This is a genomic window from Acinetobacter nosocomialis NIPH 2119 (assembly GCF_000368085.1).
In the GTDB taxonomy this organism is placed as follows: Bacteria; Pseudomonadota; Gammaproteobacteria; order Pseudomonadales; family Moraxellaceae; genus Acinetobacter; species Acinetobacter nosocomialis.
Genome location: NZ_KB849239.1, coordinates 236,156 through 263,046 on the forward strand (window position 1 = coordinate 236,156; position 26,891 = coordinate 263,046).

A 26,891-nucleotide genomic window follows, 5' to 3' on the forward strand; every position below is an offset into this window, starting at 1 on the left:
TATATACAAATATATATACATGTGTATAATAATTAAAAAAGAGCGACAGAGCCCTCAGTTATGCAAGCAATCGAAAAGAGAAATTCTCTATTCAATTCATTAACACAAGCCGTATTTGATAAAGATATGGCGAGTTTCTGGCTACAAAAAATAAATCCCTTATGGTCTGTACAGCACGGACTCGTTCAAATTGTAAAAAAAGAATTCGTAGCTCATGACACTGTGAGCCTTACTTTAAAATGCAACCGTTTGGTCAAAATGGGAGCAGCAGGTCAGCATCATCCAGTGATTGTTGAAATTGCGGGCCGCCGTTATGAACGTACTTATAGCTTGACACAAATCGATGCAGAGCACTTACGTTTAACCGTTAAAAAAGTTGCTGATGGTGTTGTTAGTAATTGGTTCATTGCTGAAAGTAAGATTGGTGATATTTTTGAGCTTGGTCAACCTTATGGTGATATGCAACAAAATATCCAGACACCAAAATTAATTATGTTAGCTGCTGGTAGTGGTATTACACCAATGTTGAGCTTAATCACAGCAATTAAGCAAAGCCAGCAATTAGAAAAAGTGCAGGTTCAGCTTTTATATTGGGTAAAACAGCGTTCTGATGCTGCTTTTACAGAGTATTTCGAGCAAGTGGCTGAACAAAACCCAAATTTCAGCTATCAGGTGTTTTACACACAAGAAACACCAAATGATGAGCGCTTAAATGCTGAACATCTTGCTTTGGTTGATGATATTGAAAAAAGCACGGTCTACGCATGTGGTCCATCTGGCTTTGTTTCAACTGTCGAAGAGCTTTTTGAAAAAGCACCAGCCGTGCTTACTGAAGCGTTTAGTTTAAGCAATGCAAGTTCTGCAGATGATGTCGGTTATGTGAATGTCACATTAACTCAGTCTAATAAAGTGATTGCAATTCCTAAGGGACAATCGATTTTGGTGAGCCTTGAGCATGAAGGTGTTAAGCCAACACACGGTTGCCGTATGGGAATTTGTAATAAATGTGTTTGTAATAAAACGCAAGGTTCTACACGTAACCTACTAAACGGTAGTCAAAATACAGAACCAAGCCAGTTACTTAAAATTTGTGTGAACTCAGCACAATCCGATCTAGTTATTGATCTTTAAGAGAGACCTCTTATGAATATGCCAGTGAAAGTCGAATATTTTAAAAATCCTAAAAATCGCGATTTGACTCCAGCAGAACTTGAAGCATTTGCAAAAGAGCTTGACCAGATCAAACAAGAAGTATTGGATGATTTGGGTGAAAAAGATGCAAAATATATCCGTCGTGTTTATGCTGCCGTTCGCTATAGCAGTCTTTTAGGACGAGCATGCTTATTTGCAGGTTGGTTCCCACCAGCATGGATTTTGGGTACAGGTCTATTAGGTTTCTCTAAAATTATGGAGAACATGGAGCTTGGTCATAATGTTATGCATGGTCAATATGACTGGATGAATGATCCAAAATTTAATGGCCAAACTTATGAGTGGGACACGGTAGGTACATCTGATAACTGGCGCCAAACTCATAACTATAAACATCATACTTATACCAATATTAAAGGTATTGATGATGATATTGGTTATGGCTTACTCCGTTTATTCCCTGAGCAACGTTGGAAACCAGGGTTTTTACTGCAACCGATTTATAGTATTCCATTTTGCTTATTGTTCCAGTGGGGCGTAGCAATTCAGAATCTTGAAATTGGGCGTGTGCTTTATAAACGTAAGACCAAGGCACAATTTTTAGAAGAGTTAAAACCAGTGAATAAAAAAATTGGTAAGCAACTTTTTAAAGACTATGTTTTCTTCCCTCTCATTGCAGGGCCAGCAGCTTTACCAGTATTTACGGGTAACTTAGTCGCTAATGGTCTTCGTAATATCTGGACATTCAGTATTATTTTCTGTGGTCACTTCACAAAAGATGCAGAAGTATTTCCAAAATCTGTTTTACAAGAAGAAAGCCGTGGACACTGGTATATGCGCCAAATTCGTGGTTCTTCTAACTTAACAGGTTCTGAGGCATTTCATATTTTGTCTGGTCACTTAAGTCATCAAATCGAACATCACTTATTCCCAGATATTCCTGCTCGTCGTTATCGTCAAATGGCTCCAAAAGTTGAAGCAGTTTGTAAAAAATATGGTTTGAACTATAACAATGCCAGCTTTGTTAAACAGTTCGGTCAAGTGGTCGGGCGTATTGCAAAATATGCTTTCCCATTTAAAAAATAATATGAAAAAGCCCTGAGAGTTCAGGGCTTTTTTTATTTCTTTTTAGAAATCCACATCGTAATAGTGGCATGGAATACCTTGTCTTTGTGAGTGTCGTAAACATCTACATTAACTAAATATTCTCCAGCCTTTTCCCAGTCATAATTCGCGTGTACAGGCGCGGCTACAGCAATAAGGTCTGTTTCTGCCTTTTTTAAATATTCAACAGTCATGCCTTTTGGAATCCAGCGATGAGTAGAAGGGACAGTAACTTCTGTCATTGTTCCACCCGCCAGTTCAGCCATATTACACATGGCAATTGCATGTACTGTTCCAATATGGTTAAGCACAGAACGCTTCTTTTTGATGGAAATTTCACAATAATTTGGCTTTAGCTCAATAAAAAGAGGTGAAATACTGCCGAAATAGGGTGCTTTTAGGCACAGTATGCGAGAGAAAGTCCACTTTCCTTTAGGAAAAGCACTGACTTTATTCCAGAGTTCTAATGTTGTTGCCATAATTAATTTTCCTTTAATTTAAAAAATACAGAATATTATTCTGTTGAAGAATATAGTTCTGTTTACAAATATGCGTCAAGTCATTCAAAATAACTCCGATGACTGGTCAGAGAATACAAAATGGTGTCTGCTCAAAATTTATTAGAACGTTTGTATCCCGGAAGAAGGGCTGCGTTAAAACGACAAATATTGTTAGATGCTTTAGATTGTTTTTTAGAGCATGGCATTGAAGCGACCAGCATTGAAATGATTCGTGCTAAATCAGAAACGAGTGTTGGAGCGGTTTATCACCATTTTAAAAATAAAGAGGGAATCGTCGCGGCTTTATTTTTTTCAGCTTTAGATGACCAGACAGCACTAAGAGATGAATATTTAAAACGGGCCAAAACATTACAAGAGGTGGTATTTGGTTTAATTCATAGTTATGTAGACTGGGTAAGTGAACAACCCGAATTTGCAAAATTCTTAATTACTGCTCATTTCAATATTATGCAAGGAGAAGAACAGCAACAACTTGCTCAAAAAAATAAAAGTAGAAACAAAAAGATATTCAGTTTAATTACAGATTTTGAAGAATTTAAAGCATTACATATGATTCCACATGAACTTTTGCTGTCACTGGTCATTGGTTCTACAGAAAGTTATTGTCGTGCGTGGTTATCACAACGAGTAAAGTCTGACCCTAAAATCTATAAAGACTTGTTAGCCAAAGCAGCATGGAGTTCATTGCAAGAATTATGTTTAGAACGATAATGTGGAGTATAAAAAAACCGCATTAAGAATGCGGTTTTTTAGTTTGAAAAATAATTATTTAAACTGGATTGAACCATTTGCATTTACGGTAATTTTAGACTCACCAGCAGCCATATCTTGAGCTGGCGCTGCAGCTTCGGCCAGCGCAAATTTAGCCATGCTTGCACGCATTACAGGCTGAGGAAAATAGTTATTCGTGTTTAGGTTTAGATTAACTAACGTGTATTGGCTCTTATTCCAAGCTTGAGTCAACATTTGAGCACGTTGCTGGAAGCTTTTAGATGCTTCAACCATTAACTCATTTTCAACTTTTTTACGTTGCTCATCTGAAACACTAAAATTAATGGATTGAGTTTGAAAGCTTTGTTGTAACTCATTAATTAATTGGCTTGCTGCTTTAAAATCTTTACTTTCTAAACGGATTTCTGCACGGCCACGCCATTCTTTTAATTTGTTACTGTCATTGTCATAAATTGGATAAGTGCTTTGAGCACCGGTTTCCACTTTTACCTGTGGATATTTGCGTGAAGTCGCCAGTGCTTGATTCATTAACTGGTTAATTTGATTTGAAAGTTCAGCAGGCTGCTTGTTACTTTTTTCAATATATAACGTTGCATGCATTTCATCGTTAGATACCTGACGAGAAGCTTCAGCTTGAACATTTACAATATTGTAGTGAAGTGCATTATCATCTTGGGCAAAAACCATAGGGCTGAGTACCGTACCAAGGAGAAGAGTAGATATTGCTAAAGTACGCATAAATTTATCCTTTAAAAATTAATATAAATTTAATTTTTTTTCATTAAGAAATGTTAAACATAAGTTATGCATAACTTTTGCAGATTTTGTGGGGTATTTGTAATATTTAAATCAAGTTTTTTAATTTTTAGTACAGACAAAAGCTTTAAAAAATAAAAACTTAAAAATAAAGTATTTCAATGTAACTTAAAAAATCAAACTAATATAAAAAAAGAATATTTTCTTTAGGTTGTCACATAGTATGATGATAATTCATCGTAACTATTGGGATAATACATTTTTTCAATAAGATTAGATGAGTAAAGTACACAAAAGACGTTTTTTTTCTTGCAAAATTAGGTATCATCGCGCTCCTAGTTACAAGATATAAAATATGTGTCTTCGCTAGTTCTATAAAGCACCGAGTCAAAGGACCAAAAGTCACCAGACTTATTTCTTTCTACCCTTATCAGAGATGGTAATCCGATATGAGCGTTACTTCTGTCAACCCTGCCACTAATGCTACTAACGAATATTATTTGACTCGCCAAAGTCAAATGGAATCGAATGTTCGTAGCTATCCACGTAAATTACCGTTAGCGATAGCGAAAGCACAAGGTTGCTGGGTTACTGATGTTGAAGGTACACAGTACCTTGATTGTTTAGCTGGGGCAGGTACATTGGCTTTAGGTCATAATCATCCTGCGGTGATTCAAAGTATTCAAGACACATTGGCAAGTGGTTTGCCATTGCATACTTTAGACTTAACCACACCTTTAAAAGATGCGTTTACTGAAGCGTTGTTAGCATATTTACCAGGTGGTAAAGAAGAGTATTGCTTACAGTTCTGTGGTCCTGCTGGTGCAGATGCGACTGAAGCAGCAATTAAACTTGCTAAGACTTACACTGGTCGTAGTTCAGTAATCAGTTTCTCTGGTGGTTATCATGGTATGACCCATGGTTCACTGGCAATGACTGGTAACTTAAGTGCGAAAAATGCAGTTAATGGTTTAATGCCAGGCGTACAATTCATGCCATATCCGCATGAATATCGCTGCCCACTTGGTTTAGGTGGTGAAGCTGGTGTTGATGCTTTAACTTACTATTTTGAAAACTTTATTGAAGATGTTGAAAGCGGTGTGACTAAACCGGCTGCTGTCATTCTTGAAGCAATTCAGGGTGAAGGCGGTGTTGTTACAGCTCCAGTAAAATGGTTGCAAAAAATCCGTGAAGTAACTGAAAAGCACAACATCGTTTTAATTTTAGACGAAGTTCAAGCTGGCTTTGCACGTTCAGGCAAAATGTTTGCATTTGAACATGCAGGTATTGAACCTGATGTTGTTGTAATGTCTAAAGCAGTAGGTGGTGGTTTACCACTTGCAGTATTAGGTATTAAACGTAAATTTGATGCTTGGCAGCCTGCTGGTCATACGGGTACTTTCCGTGGTAACCAACTTGCTATGGGTACTGGTCTTGTCGTATTAAAAACGATTAGCGAACAAAATCTTGCTCAAAATGCGCAAGAGCGTGGTGACTTCTTACAAGCTGAATTGAAAAAATTAGCTACTGAATTCCCATGTATCGGTAACGTACGTGGCCGTGGTTTAATGATCGGCGTTGAAATCGTTGACGAGCGTAAACCTGCTGACCGTATCGGTTCTCATCCTGCTGATTCTCAGTTAGCAGCTGCGATCCAGACTGCTTGCTTTAACAACAAGTTATTGCTTGAAAAAGGCGGTCGTAACGGTACAGTAATTCGTTTACTTTGCCCACTCATCATTACTCAAGAAGAGTGTGTTGAAGTAATTGCCCGCTTCAAGAAAGCAGTTGCAGAAGCATTGGTTGCAGTACGAGGCGCTTAAATATGGTGGATTTTGCAGAACATCGTAAAGCGTTACTCTGCAATGATGCACAATCCATTGCTGACTATGAGTCAGCAATGGGCGAAGCGGTAAAAGCCGTTTCAGCATGGTTGCAAAATGAAAAAATGTACACAGGCGGTAGCATTAAAGAATTGCGTTCAGCAATTTCTTTTCAACCTTCAAAAGAAGGTATGGGTGTACAACAATCTCTTCAACGTATGATTGAGCTTTTCTTAAATAAAAGCTTGAAAGTACACCATCCACATTCATTAGCGCATTTACACTGCCCAACTATGGTGATGAGCCAGATCGCGGAAGTGTTAATCAATGCAACTAACCAGTCTATGGACTCATGGGATCAAAGCCCGGCAGGTTCATTAATGGAAGTTCAGCTGATTGATTGGTTGCGTCAAAAAGTAGGTTATGGTTCTGGTCAGGCAGGTGTTTTCACTTCTGGCGGTACTCAATCTAACTTGATGGGTGTGTTGCTTGCTCGTGACTGGTGCATTGCGAAAAACTGGAAAGACGAAAATGGTAATCCATGGTCTGTACAGCGTGATGGTATTCCAGCTGAAGCAATGAAAAACGTCAAAGTCATTTGTTCTGAAAATGCGCATTTCTCTGTGCAAAAGAACATGGCAATGATGGGCATGGGCTTCCAGTCAGTTGTAACTGTACCTGTGAATGAAAATGCTCAGATGGATGTTGATGCTCTCGAAAAAACGATGGCGCATCTTCAAGCCGAAGGTAAAGTTGTTGCTTGTGTTGTTGCGACAGCAGGTACAACCGATGCTGGTGCAATTGATCCATTGAAGAAAATTCGTGAAATCACAACGAAATATGGTTCATGGATGCACATCGATGCTGCATGGGGCGGTGCACTGATCTTGTCAAATGACTATCGTGCAATGCTTGATGGTATTGAGTTGTCTGACTCGATCACCCTCGACTTCCATAAGCATTATTTCCAAAGCATTAGCTGTGGTGCGTTCTTGTTAAAAGACGAAGCGAACTATCGTTTCATGCACTATGAAGCTGAGTACTTGAACTCTGCTTATGACGAAGAACATGGTGTACCTAACCTTGTGTCTAAGTCATTACAAACGACTCGTCGTTTTGATGCATTAAAATTGTGGATGACAATTGAATCACTTGGTGAAGACCTATATGGTTCAATGATTGACCATGGTGTAAAACTGACTCGTGAAGTTGCAGATTACATCAAGGCAACTGACGGTTTAGAGCTTTTAGTTGAACCACAATTTGCTTCGGTATTGTTCCGTGTTGTACCAGAAGGTTATCCAGTTGAGTTTATCGATAGCTTAAATCAAAACGTAGCAGACGAATTGTTTGCACGTGGTGAAGCAAATATCGGTGTAACAAAAGTTGGTAATGTACAGTCATTGAAAATGACTACATTAAGCCCTGTTGTAACATTTGAAAATGTTAAAAACCTTTTAGCTCAAGTATTGGCTGAAGCTGACCGCATTAAAGATGCGATTGCTTCTGGTAATTACGTACCACCAATCGACTAATTGAGTTGATACTAAAAAAGCTCGGTTTATTGCCGGGCTTTTTTATTACATATTATTTTTATTAAAAGTGTGCATCGGAAAAGACTAATATGCACAAAATATGCATATTTTCAAAAAACAAAAATAATTATGCATGATTTATGGGGAGCAAATTTCTTATTGTATTGGTAGGTTCCAGATATTTTGGGTTGTATTGATATATCAATATCGCACTTACTTTAAATAATCCCGCTTTAACTGAAAAAAGTAAGTGGCTGTAATTACAATTAAGACAAGGAAGAAGAAATGCAACAAGCGAATATGCTCAATGAATTTAAACTCATTATTGGCGGTCAAAGTTGTTCAGGTGAGCAAGGTGAACTAGAAATTCTTAACCCTGCTACTGGCTTAACTGCTGCACGTTGTGCAAAAGCATCAGTTGCGCAGGTGAACCAGGCAGTGAGTGCAGCTAAACAGGCATCTAAAGCTTGGCAACAAGTCTCGCATGATGAACGTAAATCAATCCTAAATAAAATTGCAGATGGCATTGAAAAGCACGCTGAAATGCTTGCAGAGCTGGTTGTTCTTGAACAAGGTAAACCACTGGCACTTGCTCAAATGGAAGTGCAGGGTGCAATTGGCTGGACGCGTTATGCGGCTTCTATGGATTTACCGGTAGAAGTAATTGAAGACAGTGAAACCAAACGGATTGAGCGCCATCGCCAACCCTTAGGTGTAGTGGCTTCTATTACCCCTTGGAACTGGCCACTCATGATTGCGGTTTGGCATATCATGCCTGCATTGCGTGCGGGTAATGTTGTGATTAGCAAACCTTCTGAATACACACCACTATCGACTTTACGTTTATGTGAAATTATCCAGCAAGAAGTTCCGGCAGGTGTAATCTCAATTGTGGTTGGAGCTGGTGAGATTGGCGAAGCATTATCTTCTCATCCAGATGTGCAAAAAGTCGTGTTTACGGGATCAACTCGAACTGGTCAGCACATTATGGCTGGTGCAGCTCAACAGCTAAAACACTTAACTTTAGAGTTGGGTGGCAATGATGCTGGTATTGTATTACCAGATGCAAATATCGATGAAATTGCAGCTAAGATTTTTAATATGGCGTTCTTAAACGCTGGTCAAACATGTGCGGCATTGAAGCGTTTATATGTACATGAAAGCCAATATAAGGCTTTATCTCAAAAGTTAGCTGATATTGCCAACGCTCAAGTGGTGGGAGATGGTATGGCATCTTCTACAACATTTGGTCCAGTACAAAACCAAATGCAATATAACAAGGTGAAAGCTCTTATTGCTGAAGCGATTGAACAAGGTGCAAAAGCACTTTCTGGACAACAACAGCTACCAGAGCAAGGCTACTTTATTGCGCCAACTATTTTGACTGAAGTTTCTGACTATTGTCGCGTGGTGCAAGAGGAGCAGTTTGGTCCAGTGTTGCCTATTTTAAAATATACCGATATCAACGATGCAATTGCCCGTGCCAATGACAGTGAGTTTGGCTTAGGCGGTTCAATTTGGTCTTCTGATCTTAAAGCCGCACAGACCTATGCTACGCAGCTTCAATGCGGAACGGTTTGGATTAATACCCATGCAGAAGTGTTGCCTCATGCACCTTTTGGTGGCTGGAAAATGTCTGGCTTAGGCGCTGAATTTGGTTTGGAAGGTTTGCTTGAAAATACGATTGGGCAAACGGTCCATATTAGTAAAATCTAAATATTAATTTTAAGGCGGATTTAGTATCCGCCTTTTTATTTTCACTTTTAAGAGTGAAAAGCTGAGTTATTTTATTGAGAGTGATGATAGCTCATGCTTTTAGGCTTGATTAAAAAATGATTCTGTTCTTTAATTTTTTTCAGAACGATGTAAGACTTTATGTGACCTATAAAATTGTAAGAAAGTAATCTTTCAGTCACAAATTGAGAAAGCTGTTCTAAATTTTCAGCAACGACTTTTAAAATAAAATCAGCATCACCACTAATTGAAAAAGCATCCTGAATGTTATCTTCAGCTTCAATCAGCTCTTGAAAAGCTTGTTGTGATTTGGCTTCGTGTGTCCTTAAATTAATGTGAATCATTGCTGTAACTTCAAGCCCTAGCGCCTGTTGCTGGATGCGTGCCGTGTAGCCAAGAATCACGCCTTTTTGCTCAAGCAATTGACGTCGTCTTGAACATTGAGAAGCAGATAAACCGATTAAATCTCCAATTTCCTGATTGGTGAGTCGTCCATTCTTTTGTAGTGCCTGAATGATTTGCCAGTCGAACTTATCCATTGCATAAAATCCTTTTATGATACACAAATCATGTATTTTTATTAAAATGCGTTTTCATTATGCACGAAATCTAAAAGATAGATGAAATATTATTTTTCTATGGAATAAAAATTGGTCTCAAAGGATATAGAGCAATGTTCATAGAAATTGGTGAATTTTTAAATCTTCGTCTAAAACAAATGGGTATCCAACATCTTTTTGGTGTACCTGGTGATTTTAACCTCTCATATCTAGAACAAGTTGAAGCAGACCCACAGCTCGAATTTATTGGAAATTGTAATGAATTAAATGCTGCCTATGCAGCAGACGGTTATGCACGAATTAACGGTTTTTCTGCCTTGGCTACGACTTATGGTGTAGGTGACTTAAGTGCCATTAATGGTATTGCTGGTGCCTATGCAGAAAATGTACCTCTTATTCATATCTCAGGTATTCCACCTTTACATGCAGTTCAAAAGGGCACTTTAATTCACCACACGCTTGTCGATGGTAACTATGACAATATTATGAACTGTATGAAAGAGTTCACAGTTGCCCAAACTCGTTTAACTCCTGCAAATGCAGCTTCTGAAATTGATCGTGTGTTACGTCAGTGTTTCCTTGAACGCCGTCCTGTACACATCCAACTACCTGGTGATATTACCCACGTTAAAATTGAAGTGTCTGAGCGTCCGCTCGACCTAAGTTATCCAGCTGTTGAGCCTGAATTATTGCAAAGTGTGGTGAGCAAACTTTGTGACATTATTGAGAATGCTCAAAGTCCAGCGCTTTTAATTGATAATGAAGCTTCAGTTTTTGGTGTAACTTCACTTTTAAATGATTTGTCTCAAAAATGCTCAATTCCATTTGCAGGTATGAATACTGCAAAAAATATTATGGATGAAGGTTCACCTCGTTATATCGGAACTTATGTGGGTGGGGCAAGCCAACCGCATGTGAAAAATATCATTGAACAATCTGACTGTTTAATTGGTATTGGCGCGCGCTTTACCGATGTAGGCTCAGCTGTATTTACTCATCAAATTGACATCAAGAATTACATCGAAATTAAATCTTATGGCTTAAATATTTTTGGTCAGGATTTTCCGGGTATTGAAATTGGACAATTACTTGTTGAGTTAAATAAAAAAGTTGCGCCACGTAAATCGTCAGTCCCTCTTCTTGAAAAACAACCTCAGAAAGTAGTTGAAGCGCCAGCGCAACAGAAACTAAGCCAAGATGTGCTTTGGAACTACATTTCAGGGTTCTTAAAAGAAGATGATGTGATTATTGGAGAAGTCGGGACATCAAACTCTGCTTTGTCAGGTATAAAGCTGCCTGCTACAGCTAAATATATTGCACAGCCGCTTTGGGGTTCTATTGGTTACACCTTACCGGCTTTGCTTGGTAGTTTGTTGGCTGCCCCTGAACGCCGTCAAATTTTGTTTATTGGTGACGGTTCGTTCCAGCTTACGGTACAAGAGCTTTCTACAATTATCCGTCATGGTTTAAAACCAATTATTTTCTTGCTGAACAATGGCGGCTATACCATTGAGCGCTTAATTATGGGTGAAAACGCTGCCTATAACGACGTGCAAAACTGGAAATACACTGAAATTCCAGCGGTATTTAACGGTAAGAAAGGCCATACAACTTATGTGGTTGAAACCGCAGGGCAGTTAAAGAGTGTTCTAGACAACGTTCAGCAAAATGACCAGTTAACTTTTATTGAATTAAAACTACCAGCAATGGATGCCCCGGTGAGTTTGAAAAAATTTGCTTCTGTGATTGCACGTTTTGATTACGGCGATCGTGGCTACGAAATTTTAAAGGAGCGTTCCCAACCTATTAAATGTAAGGATGCAAGCTCGTTTTAAATAGAAGATAGGACATGTCTTCTCAAAATTAAATGGACTCATATTAAAGCAATTTATGTCCGAAGGTCGGTTTCTGATCTTCGGATGTGGTGCTGAATAAAGGTGTACAGGAAGTGACACCAACATTGGAGATAATGTTATGGATGCAAACAATAAGCACGAGTTAAAACAAGGCTTATCCAATCGACATATTCAACTCATCGCACTCGGAGGGGCGATCGGAACTGGGTTATTCTTAGGTCTTTCTCAAACAATTAAATTGGCTGGTCCTTCAATTTTATTAGGATATGCAATTGCAGGAGTGATTGCCTTTTTAATTATGCGTCATTTAGGTGAAATGGTTGTTGAAGAACCGGTAAGTGGTTCATTTAGTTATTTTGCGAACAAATACTGGGGCAAAATGGCTGGTTTTATGTCTGGTTGGAACTACTGGGTGTTATATGTACTGGTAAGTATGGCCGAACTGAGTGCAATTGGCACGTTTATACAGTTCTGGTGGCCTGAAATTCCAACATGGATGACTGCATTATTTTTCTTTATTTTAATTAACGGCATTAACTTGGTAAATGTCCGCTTTTTTGGGGAATCCGAGTTCTTATTTTCCTGCATTAAAATTGTTGCGATTTTAAGTATGATTGGCTTCGGTGCTTATCTTTTACTTTCAGGCTCAGCAGGTCCGCAAGCAGGTGTTGCAAATTTATGGCAACACGGTGGTTTCTTTCCGCATGGTATTCATGGCTTTATTATGGCTTTGGCTGTGATTATGTTTGCATTTGGTGGTTTAGAGCTTATTGGTATTGCAGCTGCAGAAACCAAAAAACCTGAAACAACAATTCCAAAAGCAGTGAACCAGATTGTGTACCGCATCTTGATTTTTTATATCGGTGCAATTGGTATTCTTTTATGTCTTTATCCTTGGAATATGGTGGCAGAAGGCGGTAGTCCATTTGTCTTAATTTTCCAGTCACTCAATAGTAATGGCGTTGCCAATGTTCTGAACTTTGTGGTCTTGATTGCTGCTATTTCGGTTTATAACAGTTGTATTTATTGTAATAGCCGTATGTTGCATGGTTTAGCAGAGCAGGGTAATGCGCCAGCAATTTTGAAAAAAGTAAATAGCCGTGGTATTCCAGTTCCGGCAGCAGTGGTGTCTGCATCAATCACAGCAGTCTGTGTGGTGGTGAACTATTTAATTCCTGGCCAAGCTTTTCAGCTCTTTATGATGTTGGTTGTTGCAGCGCTTGTCATTAACTGGCTCATGATTTCTGTAACGCATTTGAAATTTACTAAAGCAATGAAATTACAACGTCGTCAAACTAAGTTTCAAAGCATCATGAGCCCATGGAGTAACTATTTAACCATTAGCTTTGTATGTTTCATTCTTATTATTATGGCAATGACTCCAGATATGAGACTGGCTGTGATTTTGGGGCCGATCTGGCTTGCTGTTTTATCCATTATGTATTTCTTGAAGTACCGTAAAAAAATGGTCCCAATGCCAGAAGTACAATCAAACTGATAAGCTTAATTTACAATGATATTGCGGTTATCTGACAAAAAGCAGGTAACCGTTTATCTTTTTGTCATAATATTTTCATCTTTGAACGAAATAATTTTTTTAAAAACAAATATGTCATCTAAAAATTTGAGAAATGTGTCAAAAATTAAATTTGTAATAACAATTTATTAAATTCTTTAAGTTTTTATAATTTAAGAATAATTGTAAATTTGGTAATTGGGATGATTGTCATATTTAATATAAAAATTAGGTTCTCTAAGCCTTATAAAATAAGTTTAAATGCTTGATATAAAATAAAATTAAAAATGTGACAATGAACATTATAAAAATCATTAAAGCGTCATAATACTGTAACTTATTTGTCATATTTTCTATTCACAATGCAGCTATCGAAGAGCGTACAAGCACTAAACAAAAAGTGACGTACAACCTATTGCATTAATGAGAGAGAACAGAATGCGCTTAAATCCACGTCAAATCGCAATTGCGTTAGCAGTAACTGGGGCCGCTGTAACAACGACTGCAAATGCAGCTCGTGATACGATTCAAATTGCTGGTTCTTCAACTGTATTACCGTTTGCCAGCGTTGTAGCTGAAGAGTTTGGTAATACATTCCCTCAATTTAAAACTCCTGTTGTAGGTTCTGGTGGTTCTTCTGCTGGTTTAAAACAGTTCTGTCAAGGCGTTGGTGACAATACGATCGACGTTGCAAACGCTTCTCGTAAAATTAAAAGCACTGAAATTGAAGCTTGTAACAAAGCTGGTGTAAAACAAATTCAAGAAATCAAAATTGGTTATGACGGTATTGTATTCGCGTCTAGCTCACACAAAGCAGCTTATAAATTAAAACCTTACCATGTGTTTGCTGCTTTAGCTGCACAGTTGCCTTCAAAAGGTAAATTGGTTCCAAACCCATATACAAACTGGAATCAAATCGACAAATCACTTCCTAATGAACCTATTACTCTTGTAATTCCTGCGTCTAACCACGGTACGCGTGAAGTTTTCCAAGAGAAAATGGTTGATGCTGGTTGTGAATCATACGAATACTTCAAAAACTTAGATAAAGATGCTCAGAAGAAAGCATGTTCGACTTTCCGTAAAGACGGTCGTGTAATTGAAATTGCTGGTGACTATACAGAAACTTTAGCTCGCTTAAAAACTTCTCCAAGTGCAGTAGGCGTGTTTGGTTTAAGTTTCTATGACATGAACCGTGACAAGTTACGTGTAGCATCAGTAAACAACGTACTTCCTTCTGAGAAAACTGTGTTAAACGGTACATATCCTGTATCTCGCCCATTATTCTTCTATGTGAAAGGCGAACACTTAAAATCAGTTAAAGGTTTACCACAGTATGTAGAATACTTCCTAAGCAAAAAAGCGACTGGTAAAGGTTCTAAAGCTGAGCGTGATGGCTTAATCGCGATGTCTGATGCAGAGCGCGCTAAAGTCCTAGCTGACTTTAAAGCAGGTAAAACTGTTAAATAATTTGTTTTGAATAGGGGCTGGTGATCCCAAGTGATCATCAGCCTTTTTGTCTAACACGTTTTTCCCAAATTATGACAATTGAGAAAACAGTGGAGAATACATGAATCTGCTACTTATCGGTGTGTTGTTAGCCCTTGTGGCAATTGCATATCAACTTGGGCTGAGAAAAAGCCGTAACCTAGCAGGTAAGGGAAGCAACTCAGCGACATTACATTCTCGTCCTGGTTATTATGGCGCACTGGTTGGACTTTGGTGCGGTATCCCTGCTTTTTTAATTTTGATAATTTGGAACTTGGTTGAACCAAATATTTTAAATCATATTATCTTTAATAATATTCCAGCTTCTGTGTCAGCTTCTCTTGATGAAGCAGCAAGAAGTGTACTTGTTGATCGAGTTCAAGCGATTGCTTCTGGTTTTGGGGTAAGTGATCATCCAGCTGCTTATGAGTTAGCTGCTGCTCAGCAATATGCAAAATTTCAAACTATTGGCTCTTTTGCCAAATTTGCTGTTGTTGTTTGTGCTGCATTATTAGGTCTAGTCTGGGCAAAGAAAAAAATTAGCCAAGAATATCGTGCACGTAACCAAGTGGAACGTGCGATTAATGTTGGTTTGATCTTGTGTTCTGGCGTGGCAATTTTGACCACAATCGGCATTGTAATGTCGATGTTTGGCGAAGCAATGCACTTTTTCCATTTTGTAAGTCCAATCGACTTTTTCTTTGGTACAGAATGGAACCCTGGCTTTAGTACTTCAGGCAATGCCGAAGGTAGCTATGGGTTATTACCATTGCTATGGGGTACGCTCATGGTCAGTGGTATTGCCTTATTGGTTGCAGTACCGGTTGGATTAATGATTGCCATTTATTTAGCTGAATATGCGTCACCATGGTTGCGCTCATGGGCAAAACCAACGATTGAAGTTTTAGCGGGTATTCCAACAATTGTGTATGGTGTTTTTGCCATGATGATTATTGGTCCATTTTTTAAAGCTGTTGGTGCTCATGTCGGTATTGAAATTAATGCAACCAGTGCTTTGACTGCTGGTTTCGTAATGGGAATCATGATTATCCCGTTCGTTTCATCTTTATCTGATGACATTATTACTCAAGTACCTCGTGCACTTCGTGATGGTTCACTTGGACTTGGCGCAACTAAATCAGAAACAATTCGCCAAGTGGTTTTACCAGCAGCTTTACCGGGCATTACAGGGGCATTTTTATTGGCTGTATCGCGTGCCGTGGGGGAAACCATGATTGTGGTTTTGGCAGCGGGGAACAGTCCACTTCTACATGCAAATCCGTTTGAAGCTGTTTCGACAGTTACCGTAACCATCGTAAAACAGTTAACTGGCGATACCGATTTTGCAAGCCCACAGGCCTTGGTGGCATTTGCATTGGGTTTAACACTCTTTGTAATCACCTTGGGATTAAACATTGTTGCACTGTACATTGTGCGTAAATACCGTGAGCAATACGAATGAGTACATCAAATACATCGTCTCCTATGGATCAGAACGTATTTGATCCACAAGCTGCTGCTCAGGCACGTGATCGCCGTAAAAAAGTCATTGAAAAGTCATTGGCTAAACGTCACCGTAAAGAAAAAGCTTTCCGTATTGCTGGTTTATCAGCAGTGGTTATTGGCCTTGCATTCGTAGCGCTACTGTTTGGTAGTATTTTGGCAAAAGGTTTACCTGCTTTTTGGCAAACCAGTATGAATGTACCAGTTTACTTCGATCCTAAAGTGATTGATGCCGGTCCATTGCCAGTACGTGCACAAGGTGAAACACCTGCTCATTACCAAGAACGTTATGTGGCTTGGCAAACAAAAATGGGTATGGTGGATTGGGACAGCCTCATCGTAAATGGAATAGTTGCTAAAGACCCTTCACTTGAGTCACAACGTGATTCTTTACGTAGCCTTTACGCAAGCTCGGAAGCTTATCGTTTACGTGACATGGTATTTGCTGACCCATCACTCATTGGTAAAAAAGAGAATCTTACTTTCTTGGGTGATGCTAACGTAGATGTCTGGTTAAAAGGTAACATTGACCGTTCATTACCAGATGACCAGCAGCAGCTCGATCCGGAAATCCGTAAGCTTGCAGATGATTTGAAAGCAAAAGGTATTCTTGAAAATACGTTTAATACTAACTTATTTAAGAATCCAGATTCTCGTAGCTCACCAGCAATTAGTGGTCTTGCAGGCGCATTCATGGGTTCATTATTCATGATGTTGATTGTGATCATTATCTCGATCCCAATTGGTGTTGCCAGCGCTATCTATCTTGAAGAGTTTGCTCCAAAGAATTTTATTACCGACATCATTGAGGTCAACATTAATAACCTTGCTGCTGTTCCTTCAATTGTATTCGGTTTACTTGGTGCTGCAATTTTCATTGGCTGGATGCATTTACCATTATCAGCTCCATTTGTTGGTGGTTTGGTATTAAGTTTAATGACATTACCGACAGTCATTATTACAACACGTGCTTCTTTAAAAGCTGTACCTCCATCAATTCGACAAGCTGCTCTTGGTTTAGGGGCATCTAAAGTACAAACCGTTTTCCACCATGTTTTACCTTTGGCTATGCCGGGCATCATGACAGGTTCAATTATTGGTGTGGCACATGCGCTTGGTGAAACTGCACCGTTACTTTTAATCGGAATGAGTGCATTCGTTGCAAGTATTCCAACCACTCCATTTGATCAAGCAACTGCTTTACCTGTTCAAGTTTACTTATGGCAAGGTAATGAGTTGCGTAACTTCTTCGAAGGCCGTACAGCTGCTGCGATTATCGTACTCCTTGCATTAATGATTGGTTTAAACAGCCTTGCAATTTGGTTACGTAAAAAGTTCGAAGTGCGTTGGTAATAGAGGATAAATAATGAATACTATCGATATTACGAATTCCTTAGAAAAGGATAAGTTAGTGAATACTGAACAATCTCCACTTACAGATACACAACTGCATCATGGCACTTCGTATGTTTCGCATTTTGAGCCACATACTTCAAAAAAGCCAAACTCAACCGAAATCAAGATCAGTGCACAAGATGCCCATGTTTATTATGGTGACTTCGAAGCGATTAAAGGCATTGATTTAGATATCTATCAAAATGAAGTGATTGCATTTATCGGGCCGTCAGGTTGTGGTAAATCGACTTTCCTGCGTACCTTAAACCGTATGAATGACACAATTGATGGTTGTCGTGTAACAGGTAAGATCACTTTAGATGACAAAAATATCTATGATCCGAATCTGGATGTAGTGTTACTACGTGCTCAAGTGGGCATGGTATTCCAAAAGCCAAACCCATTCCCTAAGTCTATTTTTGATAACGTTGCATATGGACCAAAGTTACATGGTTTAGCACGTGATAAATACGACCTAGAAGAAATTGTTGAAAATAGCTTGCGTAAAGCTGGTCTATGGGAAGAAGTTAAAGACCGTTTAAATCAGCCAGGTACAGGCTTATCTGGTGGTCAGCAACAACGTTTATGTATTGCGCGTACAATTGCAGTAAGTCCTGAAGTCATCTTGATGGATGAACCATGTTCTGCACTTGACCCAATTGCAACAGCAAAAGTGGAAGAACTGATTTCAGAACTTTCTGACCAATATACGATTGTGATTGTAACGCACTCAATGCAACAGGCGGCGCGTGTTTCAGACCGTACTGCTTACTTCCATTTAGGTGATCTAATCGAAGTAAACTCTACAGAGAAAGTATTTACTCAACCTGACCATCAATTGACAGAAGCGTACATTACTGGTCGTTTTGGTTAATTTATAGTTATAAAAGAAAAAGAGCCTCGTGCTCTTTTTTTTATTTAATAAATGAAAATGAATCTATTTTGCAAAATCGCTATTGAATTTTAATCAAAAGAACCACATCTTAAGGCTATAAAGACAAACTTATGAGCATAGAATTTTATGTTATTCCATTTGCCTAAACTCCCTGCGGAAATACGTGTTAGTCATTTAAATGCACGTGTAAATGAACAGAGAAAAAAAATTGCACAAACGACAGCAAGCCGTTTAGAGCTTTTACAATTGGCTCAACAACTTGCGAAAGAAGCTAAAATCCGCCGTAAGAACAATCAGAAAATTTTTGTTTTAGATTTTAAAGGTGATATTCAAGCATCTGCGGTTGAAAACCTCCGTGAAGAAATCACACTTATTTTAGCTACCGCTAAAGCTGGACGTGACCGCGTAGTGGTACGTCTTGAAAGTCCGGGTGGTATGGTTCATGGTTATGGACTAGCAGCAGCTCAGTTAGTTCGTTTACGTGATGCAGGTTTTCATTTAACGATTTGTGTTGACAAGGTCGCTGCAAGTGGCGGTTATATGATGGCTTGTATTGCAAATGAAATCATTTCTGCACCATTTGCTGTTGTGGGTTCAATTGGTGTCGTTGCTCAAGTTCCAAATTTCAATCGTCTTTTAAAAGAGCATAACGTTGACTTTGAACTTTACACAGCAGGGCAATATAAGCGTACTGTGACTATGTTCGGTGAAAATACACCTGAAGGTAAAGCGAAATTTGAAGAAGAGCTACAACAGACGCATATCCTGTTTAAGCACTTTGTAGAAAAATATCGTCCACAGCTTAATGTAGATAAAGTTGCTACAGGTGAGCACTGGTATGGACAAGATGCGCTTGATTTAAACCTTGTAGATAAATTACAAACTTCCGATGAATACCTATTAGCGTTGTTACCTCAGCATGACGTCTATGTGATTAACACACGCAAAAAGGCGACTTTGGGTGAAAAGTTAGGTTTACAAGCAGCACAAATGGCAGATAGCTTGATTCCAGCAGTAATGCATAAAGTTGCAGATACGTTGGCAAAAGCGAATTCAACTTTAGTGCAAATGCGCGATACCAAATTTTAATTAAGATATGTTTTTAACTAAAGAGTACCTTTATAGGTGCTCTTTTTTTATGGAATTGATTAAACTAAATTTGATTAATATTTATTTAAGTTTTAATTGCCAAAGTTAATATTATTTTTAAATTTTTGAGTTTTGTGATGTCAAAAACGTTATCACATATTGATATTCTTATAAGAGTTTTGCACATCATTATTATGGTTTCGTTCGTTGGTGCTTATTTTACAGGGGATAACGAGGACTTACATCAGGTGCATATGATGTTTGGTTATATTCTCCTGATTGGCATTATTACACGGGTTATTTGGCACTTTTTAAGTCCACGTGTTTCAAGTACTGCGCCATTTGGCTTAAAGAAGCGGAGCACTATGGCATTTAATGCAATTAAAAAGTCCTTTAGCCATACAAATTCATTCAGTCTTTTTTCGAAAAATACAATTCAATTGTTCAGTATTGGGCTATTTCAAGCTTCGATTGTATTTATTTTCATACTCATTCCTGTTGTTGTAGCACTTGGATACGGAACAGAACACTTTACTTATGCTTTGAGAGACTTACATTCATTTTTCGCAAACTTATTTTTAGCTTTGGTTATATTGCATCTTTCAACGCTTATTTTAAATAGCATTCTTGCTAAACGCTTTCAGGGTTGGACGATGCTTAAAATGACATGGGCAGATAAAAAAATAACTAAATTTATGACATTATTCATCTTATTTCTTGTAGGAGCTTTTAGCTTTGTTTATTTAAGAATGTAATATATAAGTTTTATATAAACTCTATTCGAAGTTATTTTTTAATAAAAATTCAAAAAATATTGTTGATAAATATACTTATTGAATTGTGATAGATAAGTGATTTTGATATTTTAGGCAACAATAAAATAGCTTTTAGATGTTTCATTTAAAAAGTTACACATTTAAAAATATAACTGAAATTCAGGATAGGAAATAATGACAAGAATAATTGTGGCATCCAAAGAGGGTTTGGACGTTCTGCAAGATGGTCAACTCAATAAAGTAATTTTAAATCAGCCTACTATTATTCAGATTGGTGTAAGCCAAAAAGATATTGCAACCATGGAAAAACAGGGTGGGCGCTTAGTTATCCATTTAAAAAATGGAGAGACTATTGTCTTAGAAAATTTCTTTAATGAAGCAACAAATACAACAGAGCATTCACTTGTTTTTCCGACTGAACATGGAAAATTTGTTGAAGCGCAATTCGATGCTCAAGGTAAAGTGATCGATTATAAAGGCTTAAATCATGTTACAGATTTAGGCTATGCCAGTACGAGTCCAGCAGCTGCAACTATGGCGGTTGATAGTGATCCAAGTTTTACGATGGGTAATGTACTCAAAGCAGGCTTAGCAGTTTTAGCTGCGGAAGGATTATATCTTTGGGCTTTTAAGAAAGATGATAAGGATGACTCATCAAGTGCACCTGATTTAATCGCACCTGCTGCTCCTACAGCTACGCTTGCTGATGATACCGTGACAGTGACTGGTAAAACTGAAGCAAATGCAAAAATCTATCTTAAAGATGCTGCAGGCAATACAGTCGCATCGGGTGTTGCAGATGCAAGTGGTAACTACACTGTTAAATTAGATAAGCCGCTCGTGAATGGGGACAAATTAAACGTTATTGCCCAAGATGCGGCTGGAAATAGTTCTAAAGCGACTGTTGTGACAGGTACAAAAGATACAATACCTCCAGATGCTCCGCAGGCCCAATTGAGCGATGATGGTTCATTGTTGACTGGTAAGGCAGAGGCAAATGCCAAAATTACAGTTTATGACGCCACTGGCAAAGTATTAGGTTCTGTTTTTGCAAATAAAGATGGTATTTATTCTTTAAAGCTTACTCCGCCGTTAACCAGTGAAGCAGGCGGTAAAGTTGTTGCTGAAGACGCTGCTGGTAATAAATCTGAAGAAGTTAAAATTATTGCGGGTAAAGACACCGTGCCACCAGCTTCTCCTTTTGTTGAAGTCAACAAAGAAGGGTCAGTAATACATGGTAAAACTGAAGCAAATGCGAAAGTTCAAATAAAAGATGCCGATGGTAAAGTGATTGGAAGTGGGACCGCCGATGCTCAAGGTGACTTTCAAATTACACTTTCACCTGCTTTAACAGAATCCCAAAAAGCTACAGTGGTTGTTGAAGATGCAGCCGGTAATATGTCTAAACCCGTTGAAATTAAGCCGGACTTTGACTCGATTGCACCAGATAAACCAACGGCTCAAATTAATGCAGATGGAACTTCGGTAACTGGTACAGCGGAAGCCAATGCCAAAATTGAAATTAAAGATGCAACTGGTAAAGTGATTGGTACCGGAACGGCAGATGCGAATGGAAAATTTACGATTAATATTTCGCCTGCATTAACTGATAACAACCATGGTGCTGTTTCAGCGATCGATGGTGCTGGAAATAGATCTGAAAGTCTCGACATTGTGGGGACAAAAGACACCATACCCCCGACAAAACCTATCTTAAATAGTGTAGAAGATGATGTAGGTGACATAAAAGGTGCTATTGCAGCAGGTTCTGAAACTGACGATGCTAGGCCAAAACTTACAGGTTCAGGTGAAGCGAATGCGACACTTACGATTTATGATAATGGTGTTGCAATTGGGGTGGTGACTGTAACGGCTGGTAGATCTTGGTCATTTACTTTTGATAAGGATTTAACTCTTGGTAAGCACAGCATTACTTTAACCCAAACTGATGCAGCAGGGCTGACCAGTGAAGCAAGCTCTCCATTTACTTTTTATGTGGTTGCACCGAAAGTCGCGAGTCTGGCTGATGCTTCAGTCAATACTTTAAGTACAGAAACACCATCTTTAGCAGATAGTGTTGGGTTACACACTTTAAAGGTTACGCAAAGTACGACAACTGAGCCTACGAATCAGCAGAAAACTGTTCCTGTAGATGATTTGCTAAAAAGCTCTTCTTTAAACGATTCAGATCCTGTCTCAAAACTTCTATCATCGACAGCATTGAAAACAACGCAGATACCTGAGCAAACTGATGTAAATACTTCAATTGATCAAACAACAAATCTTGATCAAATTTTACCAAATACGAGTTCTTCACCTTTGCAAAATATTTTAGAACAGACTTATCCAGTTGTTTAAAAGACTCTATGTAAAATATAAAAGCGCTCAATGAGCGCTTTTTATTTATGGCTAATTTTTGATTTTCGGTGTTGTTATAAGAGTAATAACTCCATAAACAATTGATCCAATTGTGGCGAGTAACATGTCTTTATGAGCATCCCACATGTCGCCTTGTTGCCCATTATAATTTTCAGCTTGTTCAGGTGATAAGCCAATTGCAATTGCCCACTCGATCAGTTCATAAAAAACACTAGACGCCATCACGAATTGGACTACAAGCAAAAATAGAGAAAAAGGACGTGCGGTCGGCAACCATACTTGGAAAACACGATAGATAAGAGGGTAGAGCAAAGCACCATATGAAAAGTGTACAAGTCGATCATACATATTGCGAGACCAACCCATGTATCCATCTAAATTAAAATGAAAGATGTGCTGAATCCAGTCATTGTATGGAACGTATGAATAAAGATAATGAGCACCAATTACGTGGATTAAAAGAAACAGTAAATAAAAACAAAAACTTAAAAAATCGAGACCAATTTTTTTAAAAATAATAAAAAGTAGAATCAGCATCAAAACAGTTCCAGCCTGATGAAGTAAATAAGCTTCAAACTCAAGAGGCTGTATACCTGAAATGATAATGGCAATGAAAAGCAGACTAAGCGCAATATAATGTTTAAGCTTAAATTTTTTTTCGATCATTTTCTAAATAAGATTTCTTTTGATGAATATGAGTGTAATAAAAAAGCGAAGCCTAAGCTTCGCTTTTATCAAATTTTTTTAATTAGATTTTGCTAATTAAATCGTTAATTTGTTTTGCTTGTTCAGCTGCATTACCTGTGTAAGTTGCAGGTGTAAGCTCAGCTAAACGAGCACGCTCTTCGCTTGGTACTTGAGCAAGTTCATTACCATTTACGAAATCAACCATCATGTCGCGAGTCATTGCTTGACCACGAGTTAAAGCTTTTAACTTCTCATATGGTTTTTCAACGTTATAACGACGCATAACTGTTTGAATTGGCTCTGCAAGAACTTCTTGAGCTTGGTCAAGATCTTCATTCAAGCGGTTTGCATTCAATTCAAGTTTGCCAATACCTTTTAAGCAAGCATCAAAAGCAATTAAGCTTTGAGCAAAACCAACACCCATGTTACGAAGTACAGTTGAGTCAGTTAAGTCACGCTGCCAGCGAGAAATTGGTAATTTTTCGCCTAAGTGAGCCAACACAGCATTTGCAATGCCTAAGTTACCTTCAGAGTTTTCAAAGTCAATCGGGTTAACTTTGTGCGGCATAGTTGAAGAACCAACTTCACCTTCTTTAAGTTTTTGTTTGAAGTAACCTAAAGAGATATAACCCCATACGTCACGGTTAAAGTCGATCAAAATTGTATTGTAACGACGTAACGCATCAAATAATTCAGCCATGTAGTCATGTGGCTCAATTTGAGTTGTGTATGGGTTAAATGTTAAACCTAAAGATTCAACAAAAGCTTGTGAATGGGCTGGCCAATCAACATCTGGGTAAGCAGAAAGGTGAGCATTGTAGTTACCTACTGCACCATTGATTTTGCCGAGTAACTCAACATTTTCAAATTGCTTGATTTGGCGAGCTAAACGATATGCAACGTTCGCCATTTCTTTACCCAAAGTTGTTGGGCTAGCAGTTTGTCCATGTGTACGAGACAACATCGGTTGTTCAGCATGAGTCGTTGCTAAAGCAGAAATTGCATTTAAAATTTGCTTCATGCTTGATACTAAAACTTCACGACCGTTTTTAAGCATAAGTGCATGAGACAAGTTGTTGATGTCTTCTGATGTACAAGCAAAGTGAATGAACTCACCCGCATTTTGTAATTCAGCAATACCAGCAATTTTCTCTTTCAAGAAATATTCAACGGCTTTTACGTCATGGTTAGTTGTACGTTCAATTTCTTTAATGCGATTCGCATCTTCTTCAGAGAAGTTGCTTACGATTGCATCTAGAGCTGCATTTGTTTCAGCTGAGAAAGGAGCAACTTCAATAATTTCTGGACGGTTAGAAAGCGCTTGTAACCAACGCACTTCTACAGTGACACGAGCATGAATTAAACCAAACTCAGAAAGAAAAGGGCGTAGCGCATCACATTTGCTGGCATAACGTCCATCTAATGGTGATAGTGCGGTTAAAGCGTTCATAACGATTCCTTAATGCTGGAATAAACATAAAACAAAAATAATCTCGTTACAGCCTTAGATAACTTGGTACTGTAAGCGAGCAAGAGCTTGAATATCCTGTAGCAATTTACGTTTGCTAAAAATCATGTTCCATGAACTACCGCCGAGTTGTCGCCATAAATGAGCCATTTGTAGCCCTGTAAACAGACAAGCACGAATACGGTTGGTATGGTTGGTATCTTTAAATGCCTCAGCATTACCACGAACAAGAATGCGTGGATTAATTTGCCCGGCAGTATCAACATAGGTTTGTGCCAAATTGGCTAAAATGCTGGGGTGTAAATAGTTATTATCGAAAAAAGAAAGCTGTTTTAAAATCTTCTGCTGTGCTTTTTCAATAATGGCCACATATTCAGGATTGCTATAGACCTTCTTTTCTAGCTGCAAAAGTGACATCGCGTAAGACATAGGAAGTTTTGCACTACGCATTTTAGGCAAACGAGATTTGGGCGCATTGGTAAAAGGCTGGGTAATACAATTCTCAAGAGTTTTAAGACCTAGAGAAATATCAGCCAATTGATTAAAAAAATCTAATGTCTGAACGGTATTATTATTTGTTGTAGGGCGAATATTTAAACTCGCCTTTATTAATAATTCAAAATAGAAGTTACCACTTTCACCAATACTTTGTTGACCTGTCATAGCGGTCATATGCGTAAGCTGGGTCGCTTGAAATACCCCCGCCAAGGCAAGGGCACGGTTTTGGCGAACATTCAAGGCTTGTGATTGTTGAAAGGGTAACTCCACCATGCCATTCATTCCCTTAAATAAAATTTGGTGTAGGGGCATTTGTATGGTGAATCACACCCCCGCCTAGGCAAACTTCATCTGAATAAAATACAACACTTTGACCTGGTGTAACTGCGCGTTGAGGTTCATCAAATTCAACACGAACACCATGCTCACTATTTTCATCAATAAACACTGTGCAAGCTTGATCAGGCTGGCGATAGCGTGTTTTAGCGGTACAACGTAATCCTTCAGCCGGAATATGTTGTTCACCAGCTACCCAGTCAATAGACTCACTCCAAAGCTGCGTACTTTGCATAAGCGGGTGATCATGTCCTTGGCCTACAACTAAACGGTTATTGGCAACGTCTTTATGAAGCACAAACCATGCACCTTCAGCTGCACCTTTCATACCGCCCAGACCAATACCACCACGTTGACCGAGCGTATAGTACATCAGACCGTGATGTTCACCAACTTCTTTACCATTATCCAGCACAATTTTACCTGGTTGAGCGGGTAAATATTGTTTAAGGAAGTCATTAAAACGGCGTTCACCAATAAAACATATACCAGTTGAATCTTTTTTCTTCGCAGTTGCTAAGTCCAGCTCTTCAGCAATTCTACGAACTTCCGGTTTTTCAATTTCGCCAACAGGGAAGAGCGTTTTATTAATTTCGCGGCCATGCACTGCATGCAAGAAATAAGTTTGATCTTTATTATTATCTAAACCACGTAATAAAGGTGCATATGCTTCACCTTTAGAGTTGTATGCAGTTTCAGCACGACGAGCATAGTGACCTGTTGCAATAAAGTCGGCACCTAAAGTCATGGCATGGTCTAAAAATGCGCGGAACTTAATTTCTTTATTACATAAGATGTCTGGGTTTGGGGTACGACCAGCTGCATATTCAGCCAAGAAGTGTTCGAATACACGATCCCAATATTCCATCGCAAAGTTTGCAGTGTGAAGTTTAATACCGATTTTATCTGCTACTGCTTGAGCATCGGCTAAATCTTCCATTGCTGTACAGTATTCCGTGCCGTCATCTTCCTCCCAGTTTTTCATGAAGAGACCTTCAACTTGATAACCCTGTTGAAGTAAGAGTGCCGCAGAAACAGATGAATCTACGCCACCAGACATACCGACGATGACACGTTGTTGCATAGGA

At 38.6% G+C, this 26,891-nt stretch carries 22 protein-coding genes; 15 read left to right on the forward strand and 7 right to left on the reverse strand.

Translation table 11 applies throughout. The annotated features are described in order from the left end of the window. Nucleotides 1–60: 60 nt before the first annotated feature. Nucleotides 61–1,131 (forward strand): ferredoxin reductase, encoded by a 1,071-nt coding sequence (locus tag F984_RS05240; protein WP_004707633.1) that lies wholly within the window; start codon nucleotides 61–63, stop codon nucleotides 1,129–1,131. Between the two features lie 12 nt (nucleotides 1,132–1,143). Then, nucleotides 1,144–2,238 (forward strand): fatty acid desaturase family protein, encoded by a 1,095-nt coding sequence (locus F984_RS05245; RefSeq protein WP_002052591.1) that lies wholly within the window; start codon nucleotides 1,144–1,146, stop codon nucleotides 2,236–2,238. Nucleotides 2,239–2,270: 32 nt separating this feature from the next. Here the strand turns inward: F984_RS05245 and F984_RS05250 are convergent, their stop codons facing one another. Continuing rightward, nucleotides 2,271–2,735, reverse strand: a complete 465-nt coding sequence (locus F984_RS05250; protein WP_004707636.1) for a hotdog fold domain-containing protein — start codon at nucleotides 2,733–2,735, stop codon at nucleotides 2,271–2,273. A gap of 120 nt (nucleotides 2,736–2,855) precedes the next feature. Here F984_RS05250 and F984_RS05255 point away from each other — a divergent pair, with 120 nt between their 5' ends. Further along, nucleotides 2,856–3,488 carry a TetR/AcrR family transcriptional regulator gene (locus F984_RS05255; RefSeq protein ID WP_004707639.1) on the forward strand — a complete coding sequence of 211 codons (633 nt, stop codon included), beginning with the start codon at nucleotides 2,856–2,858 and terminating at the stop codon, nucleotides 3,486–3,488. A 54-nt stretch (nucleotides 3,489–3,542) separates the two neighbouring features. Here F984_RS05255 and F984_RS05260 read toward each other — a convergent pair whose 3' ends face one another. Further along, on the reverse strand, nucleotides 3,543–4,247 hold the full coding sequence (locus F984_RS05260) for an SIMPL domain-containing protein (protein WP_002052708.1): 705 nt from the start codon (nucleotides 4,245–4,247) through the stop codon (nucleotides 3,543–3,545). Nucleotides 4,248–4,714: 467 nt separating this feature from the next. Here F984_RS05260 and F984_RS05265 point away from each other — a divergent pair, with 467 nt between their 5' ends. The 3 genes from F984_RS05265 to F984_RS05275 all read left to right on the forward strand — a co-directional run bounded on the left by F984_RS05265 (nucleotide 4,715) and on the right by F984_RS05275 (nucleotide 9,339). Next, complete coding sequence (locus F984_RS05265) at nucleotides 4,715–6,088, forward strand: diaminobutyrate--2-oxoglutarate transaminase (protein WP_002052610.1); 1,374 nt, start codon at nucleotides 4,715–4,717, stop codon at nucleotides 6,086–6,088. 2 nt (nucleotides 6,089–6,090) lie between these two features. Continuing rightward, nucleotides 6,091–7,623: a pyridoxal phosphate-dependent decarboxylase family protein gene (locus F984_RS05270; protein WP_004707641.1), complete on the forward strand. Its 1,533-nt coding sequence runs from the start codon at nucleotides 6,091–6,093 to the stop codon at nucleotides 7,621–7,623. A gap of 285 nt (nucleotides 7,624–7,908) precedes the next feature. Next, a complete protein-coding gene (locus F984_RS05275) occupies nucleotides 7,909–9,339 on the forward strand; it encodes an aldehyde dehydrogenase family protein (RefSeq protein ID WP_004707642.1) in 1,431 nt (476 codons plus the stop codon). 71 nt (nucleotides 9,340–9,410) lie between these two features. Here F984_RS05275 and F984_RS05280 read toward each other — a convergent pair whose 3' ends face one another. Then, a complete protein-coding gene (locus F984_RS05280; RefSeq protein WP_000357090.1) occupies nucleotides 9,411–9,896 on the reverse strand; it encodes an Lrp/AsnC family transcriptional regulator in 486 nt (161 codons plus the stop codon). A 134-nt stretch (nucleotides 9,897–10,030) separates the two neighbouring features. Here F984_RS05280 and F984_RS05285 point away from each other — a divergent pair, with 134 nt between their 5' ends. The 9 genes from F984_RS05285 to blp2 all read left to right on the forward strand — a co-directional run bounded on the left by F984_RS05285 (nucleotide 10,031) and on the right by blp2 (nucleotide 22,793). Next, nucleotides 10,031–11,752 (forward strand): alpha-keto acid decarboxylase family protein, encoded by a 1,722-nt coding sequence (locus F984_RS05285; protein WP_004707644.1) that lies wholly within the window; start codon nucleotides 10,031–10,033, stop codon nucleotides 11,750–11,752. Nucleotides 11,753–11,891: 139 nt separating this feature from the next. Next, nucleotides 11,892–13,271 (forward strand): amino acid permease, encoded by a 1,380-nt coding sequence (locus tag F984_RS05290; RefSeq protein WP_004707647.1) that lies wholly within the window; start codon nucleotides 11,892–11,894, stop codon nucleotides 13,269–13,271. Nucleotides 13,272–13,727: 456 nt separating this feature from the next. Further along, nucleotides 13,728–14,759 (forward strand): substrate-binding domain-containing protein, encoded by a 1,032-nt coding sequence (locus F984_RS05295; protein ID WP_004707648.1) that lies wholly within the window; start codon nucleotides 13,728–13,730, stop codon nucleotides 14,757–14,759. Between the two features lie 100 nt (nucleotides 14,760–14,859). Further along, nucleotides 14,860–16,239 (forward strand): phosphate ABC transporter permease subunit PstC, encoded by a 1,380-nt coding sequence (gene pstC / locus F984_RS05300; RefSeq protein WP_004707651.1) that lies wholly within the window; start codon nucleotides 14,860–14,862, stop codon nucleotides 16,237–16,239. Continuing rightward, nucleotides 16,236–17,633 carry a phosphate ABC transporter permease PstA gene (pstA, locus tag F984_RS05305; protein WP_004707654.1) on the forward strand — a complete coding sequence of 466 codons (1,398 nt, stop codon included), beginning with the start codon at nucleotides 16,236–16,238 and terminating at the stop codon, nucleotides 17,631–17,633. The genes pstC and pstA overlap by 4 nt, the downstream gene beginning before the upstream one ends. Before the next feature lie 13 nt (nucleotides 17,634–17,646). Beyond that, nucleotides 17,647–18,549 (forward strand): phosphate ABC transporter ATP-binding protein PstB, encoded by a 903-nt coding sequence (pstB, locus tag F984_RS05310; protein ID WP_002052705.1) that lies wholly within the window; start codon nucleotides 17,647–17,649, stop codon nucleotides 18,547–18,549. Nucleotides 18,550–18,696: 147 nt separating this feature from the next. Next, nucleotides 18,697–19,659: a protease SohB gene (gene sohB / locus F984_RS05315; RefSeq protein ID WP_002052504.1), complete on the forward strand. Its 963-nt coding sequence runs from the start codon at nucleotides 18,697–18,699 to the stop codon at nucleotides 19,657–19,659. 137 nt (nucleotides 19,660–19,796) lie between these two features. Continuing rightward, complete coding sequence (locus tag F984_RS05320; RefSeq protein ID WP_004707656.1) at nucleotides 19,797–20,414, forward strand: cytochrome b/b6 domain-containing protein; 618 nt, start codon at nucleotides 19,797–19,799, stop codon at nucleotides 20,412–20,414. A gap of 195 nt (nucleotides 20,415–20,609) precedes the next feature. Continuing rightward, the gene (gene blp2 / locus F984_RS05325) at nucleotides 20,610–22,793 is read left to right on the forward strand and encodes an Ig-like repeat protein Blp2 (RefSeq protein WP_004707657.1); all 2,184 of its coding nucleotides are present in this window, start codon (nucleotides 20,610–20,612) and stop codon (nucleotides 22,791–22,793) included. 51 nt (nucleotides 22,794–22,844) lie between these two features. Here blp2 and F984_RS05330 read toward each other — a convergent pair whose 3' ends face one another. From F984_RS05330 to mnmA, 4 genes are all read right to left on the reverse strand, one after another. Continuing rightward, on the reverse strand, nucleotides 22,845–23,480 hold the full coding sequence (locus F984_RS05330; protein WP_004707660.1) for a DUF2238 domain-containing protein: 636 nt from the start codon (nucleotides 23,478–23,480) through the stop codon (nucleotides 22,845–22,847). Nucleotides 23,481–23,562: 82 nt separating this feature from the next. Then, a complete protein-coding gene (purB, locus tag F984_RS05335) occupies nucleotides 23,563–24,951 on the reverse strand; it encodes an adenylosuccinate lyase (RefSeq protein ID WP_002052704.1) in 1,389 nt (462 codons plus the stop codon). A 54-nt stretch (nucleotides 24,952–25,005) separates the two neighbouring features. After that, the gene (hflD, locus tag F984_RS05340; protein WP_000229973.1) at nucleotides 25,006–25,740 is read right to left on the reverse strand and encodes a high frequency lysogenization protein HflD; all 735 of its coding nucleotides are present in this window, start codon (nucleotides 25,738–25,740) and stop codon (nucleotides 25,006–25,008) included. Nucleotides 25,741–25,753: 13 nt separating this feature from the next. Further along, the gene (mnmA, locus tag F984_RS05345) at nucleotides 25,754–26,887 is read right to left on the reverse strand and encodes a tRNA 2-thiouridine(34) synthase MnmA (protein ID WP_004707662.1); all 1,134 of its coding nucleotides are present in this window, start codon (nucleotides 26,885–26,887) and stop codon (nucleotides 25,754–25,756) included. Between the last annotated feature and the right edge of the window lie 4 nt (nucleotides 26,888–26,891).

Coding starts and splice junctions, on each gene's coding strand:
- F984_RS05255 (WP_004707639.1), top strand. CDS start 2,856: ATGGTGTCTGCTCAAAATTTATTAGAACGTTTGTATCCCGGAAGAAGG.
- pstA (WP_004707654.1), top strand. CDS start 16,236: ATGAGTACATCAAATACATCGTCTCCTATGGATCAGAACGTATTTGAT.
- F984_RS05265 (WP_002052610.1), top strand. CDS start 4,715: ATGAGCGTTACTTCTGTCAACCCTGCCACTAATGCTACTAACGAATAT.
- pstC (WP_004707651.1), top strand. CDS start 14,860: ATGAATCTGCTACTTATCGGTGTGTTGTTAGCCCTTGTGGCAATTGCA.
- F984_RS05240 (WP_004707633.1), top strand. CDS start 61: ATGCAAGCAATCGAAAAGAGAAATTCTCTATTCAATTCATTAACACAA.
- mnmA (WP_004707662.1), bottom strand. CDS start 26,887: ATGCAACAACGTGTCATCGTCGGTATGTCTGGTGGCGTAGATTCATCT.
- F984_RS05295 (WP_004707648.1), top strand. CDS start 13,728: ATGCGCTTAAATCCACGTCAAATCGCAATTGCGTTAGCAGTAACTGGG.
- F984_RS05270 (WP_004707641.1), top strand. CDS start 6,091: ATGGTGGATTTTGCAGAACATCGTAAAGCGTTACTCTGCAATGATGCA.
- F984_RS05260 (WP_002052708.1), bottom strand. CDS start 4,247: ATGCGTACTTTAGCAATATCTACTCTTCTCCTTGGTACGGTACTCAGC.
- purB (WP_002052704.1), bottom strand. CDS start 24,951: ATGAACGCTTTAACCGCACTATCACCATTAGATGGACGTTATGCCAGC.
- F984_RS05285 (WP_004707644.1), top strand. CDS start 10,031: ATGTTCATAGAAATTGGTGAATTTTTAAATCTTCGTCTAAAACAAATG.
- F984_RS05320 (WP_004707656.1), top strand. CDS start 19,797: ATGTCAAAAACGTTATCACATATTGATATTCTTATAAGAGTTTTGCAC.
- F984_RS05250 (WP_004707636.1), bottom strand. CDS start 2,735: ATGGCAACAACATTAGAACTCTGGAATAAAGTCAGTGCTTTTCCTAAA.
- pstB (WP_002052705.1), top strand. CDS start 17,647: ATGAATACTATCGATATTACGAATTCCTTAGAAAAGGATAAGTTAGTG.
- F984_RS05280 (WP_000357090.1), bottom strand. CDS start 9,896: ATGGATAAGTTCGACTGGCAAATCATTCAGGCACTACAAAAGAATGGA.
- F984_RS05290 (WP_004707647.1), top strand. CDS start 11,892: ATGGATGCAAACAATAAGCACGAGTTAAAACAAGGCTTATCCAATCGA.
- sohB (WP_002052504.1), top strand. CDS start 18,697: ATGTTATTCCATTTGCCTAAACTCCCTGCGGAAATACGTGTTAGTCAT.
- F984_RS05245 (WP_002052591.1), top strand. CDS start 1,144: ATGAATATGCCAGTGAAAGTCGAATATTTTAAAAATCCTAAAAATCGC.
- F984_RS05330 (WP_004707660.1), bottom strand. CDS start 23,480: ATGATCGAAAAAAAATTTAAGCTTAAACATTATATTGCGCTTAGTCTG.
- hflD (WP_000229973.1), bottom strand. CDS start 25,740: ATGGTGGAGTTACCCTTTCAACAATCACAAGCCTTGAATGTTCGCCAA.
- F984_RS05275 (WP_004707642.1), top strand. CDS start 7,909: ATGCAACAAGCGAATATGCTCAATGAATTTAAACTCATTATTGGCGGT.
- blp2 (WP_004707657.1), top strand. CDS start 20,610: ATGACAAGAATAATTGTGGCATCCAAAGAGGGTTTGGACGTTCTGCAA.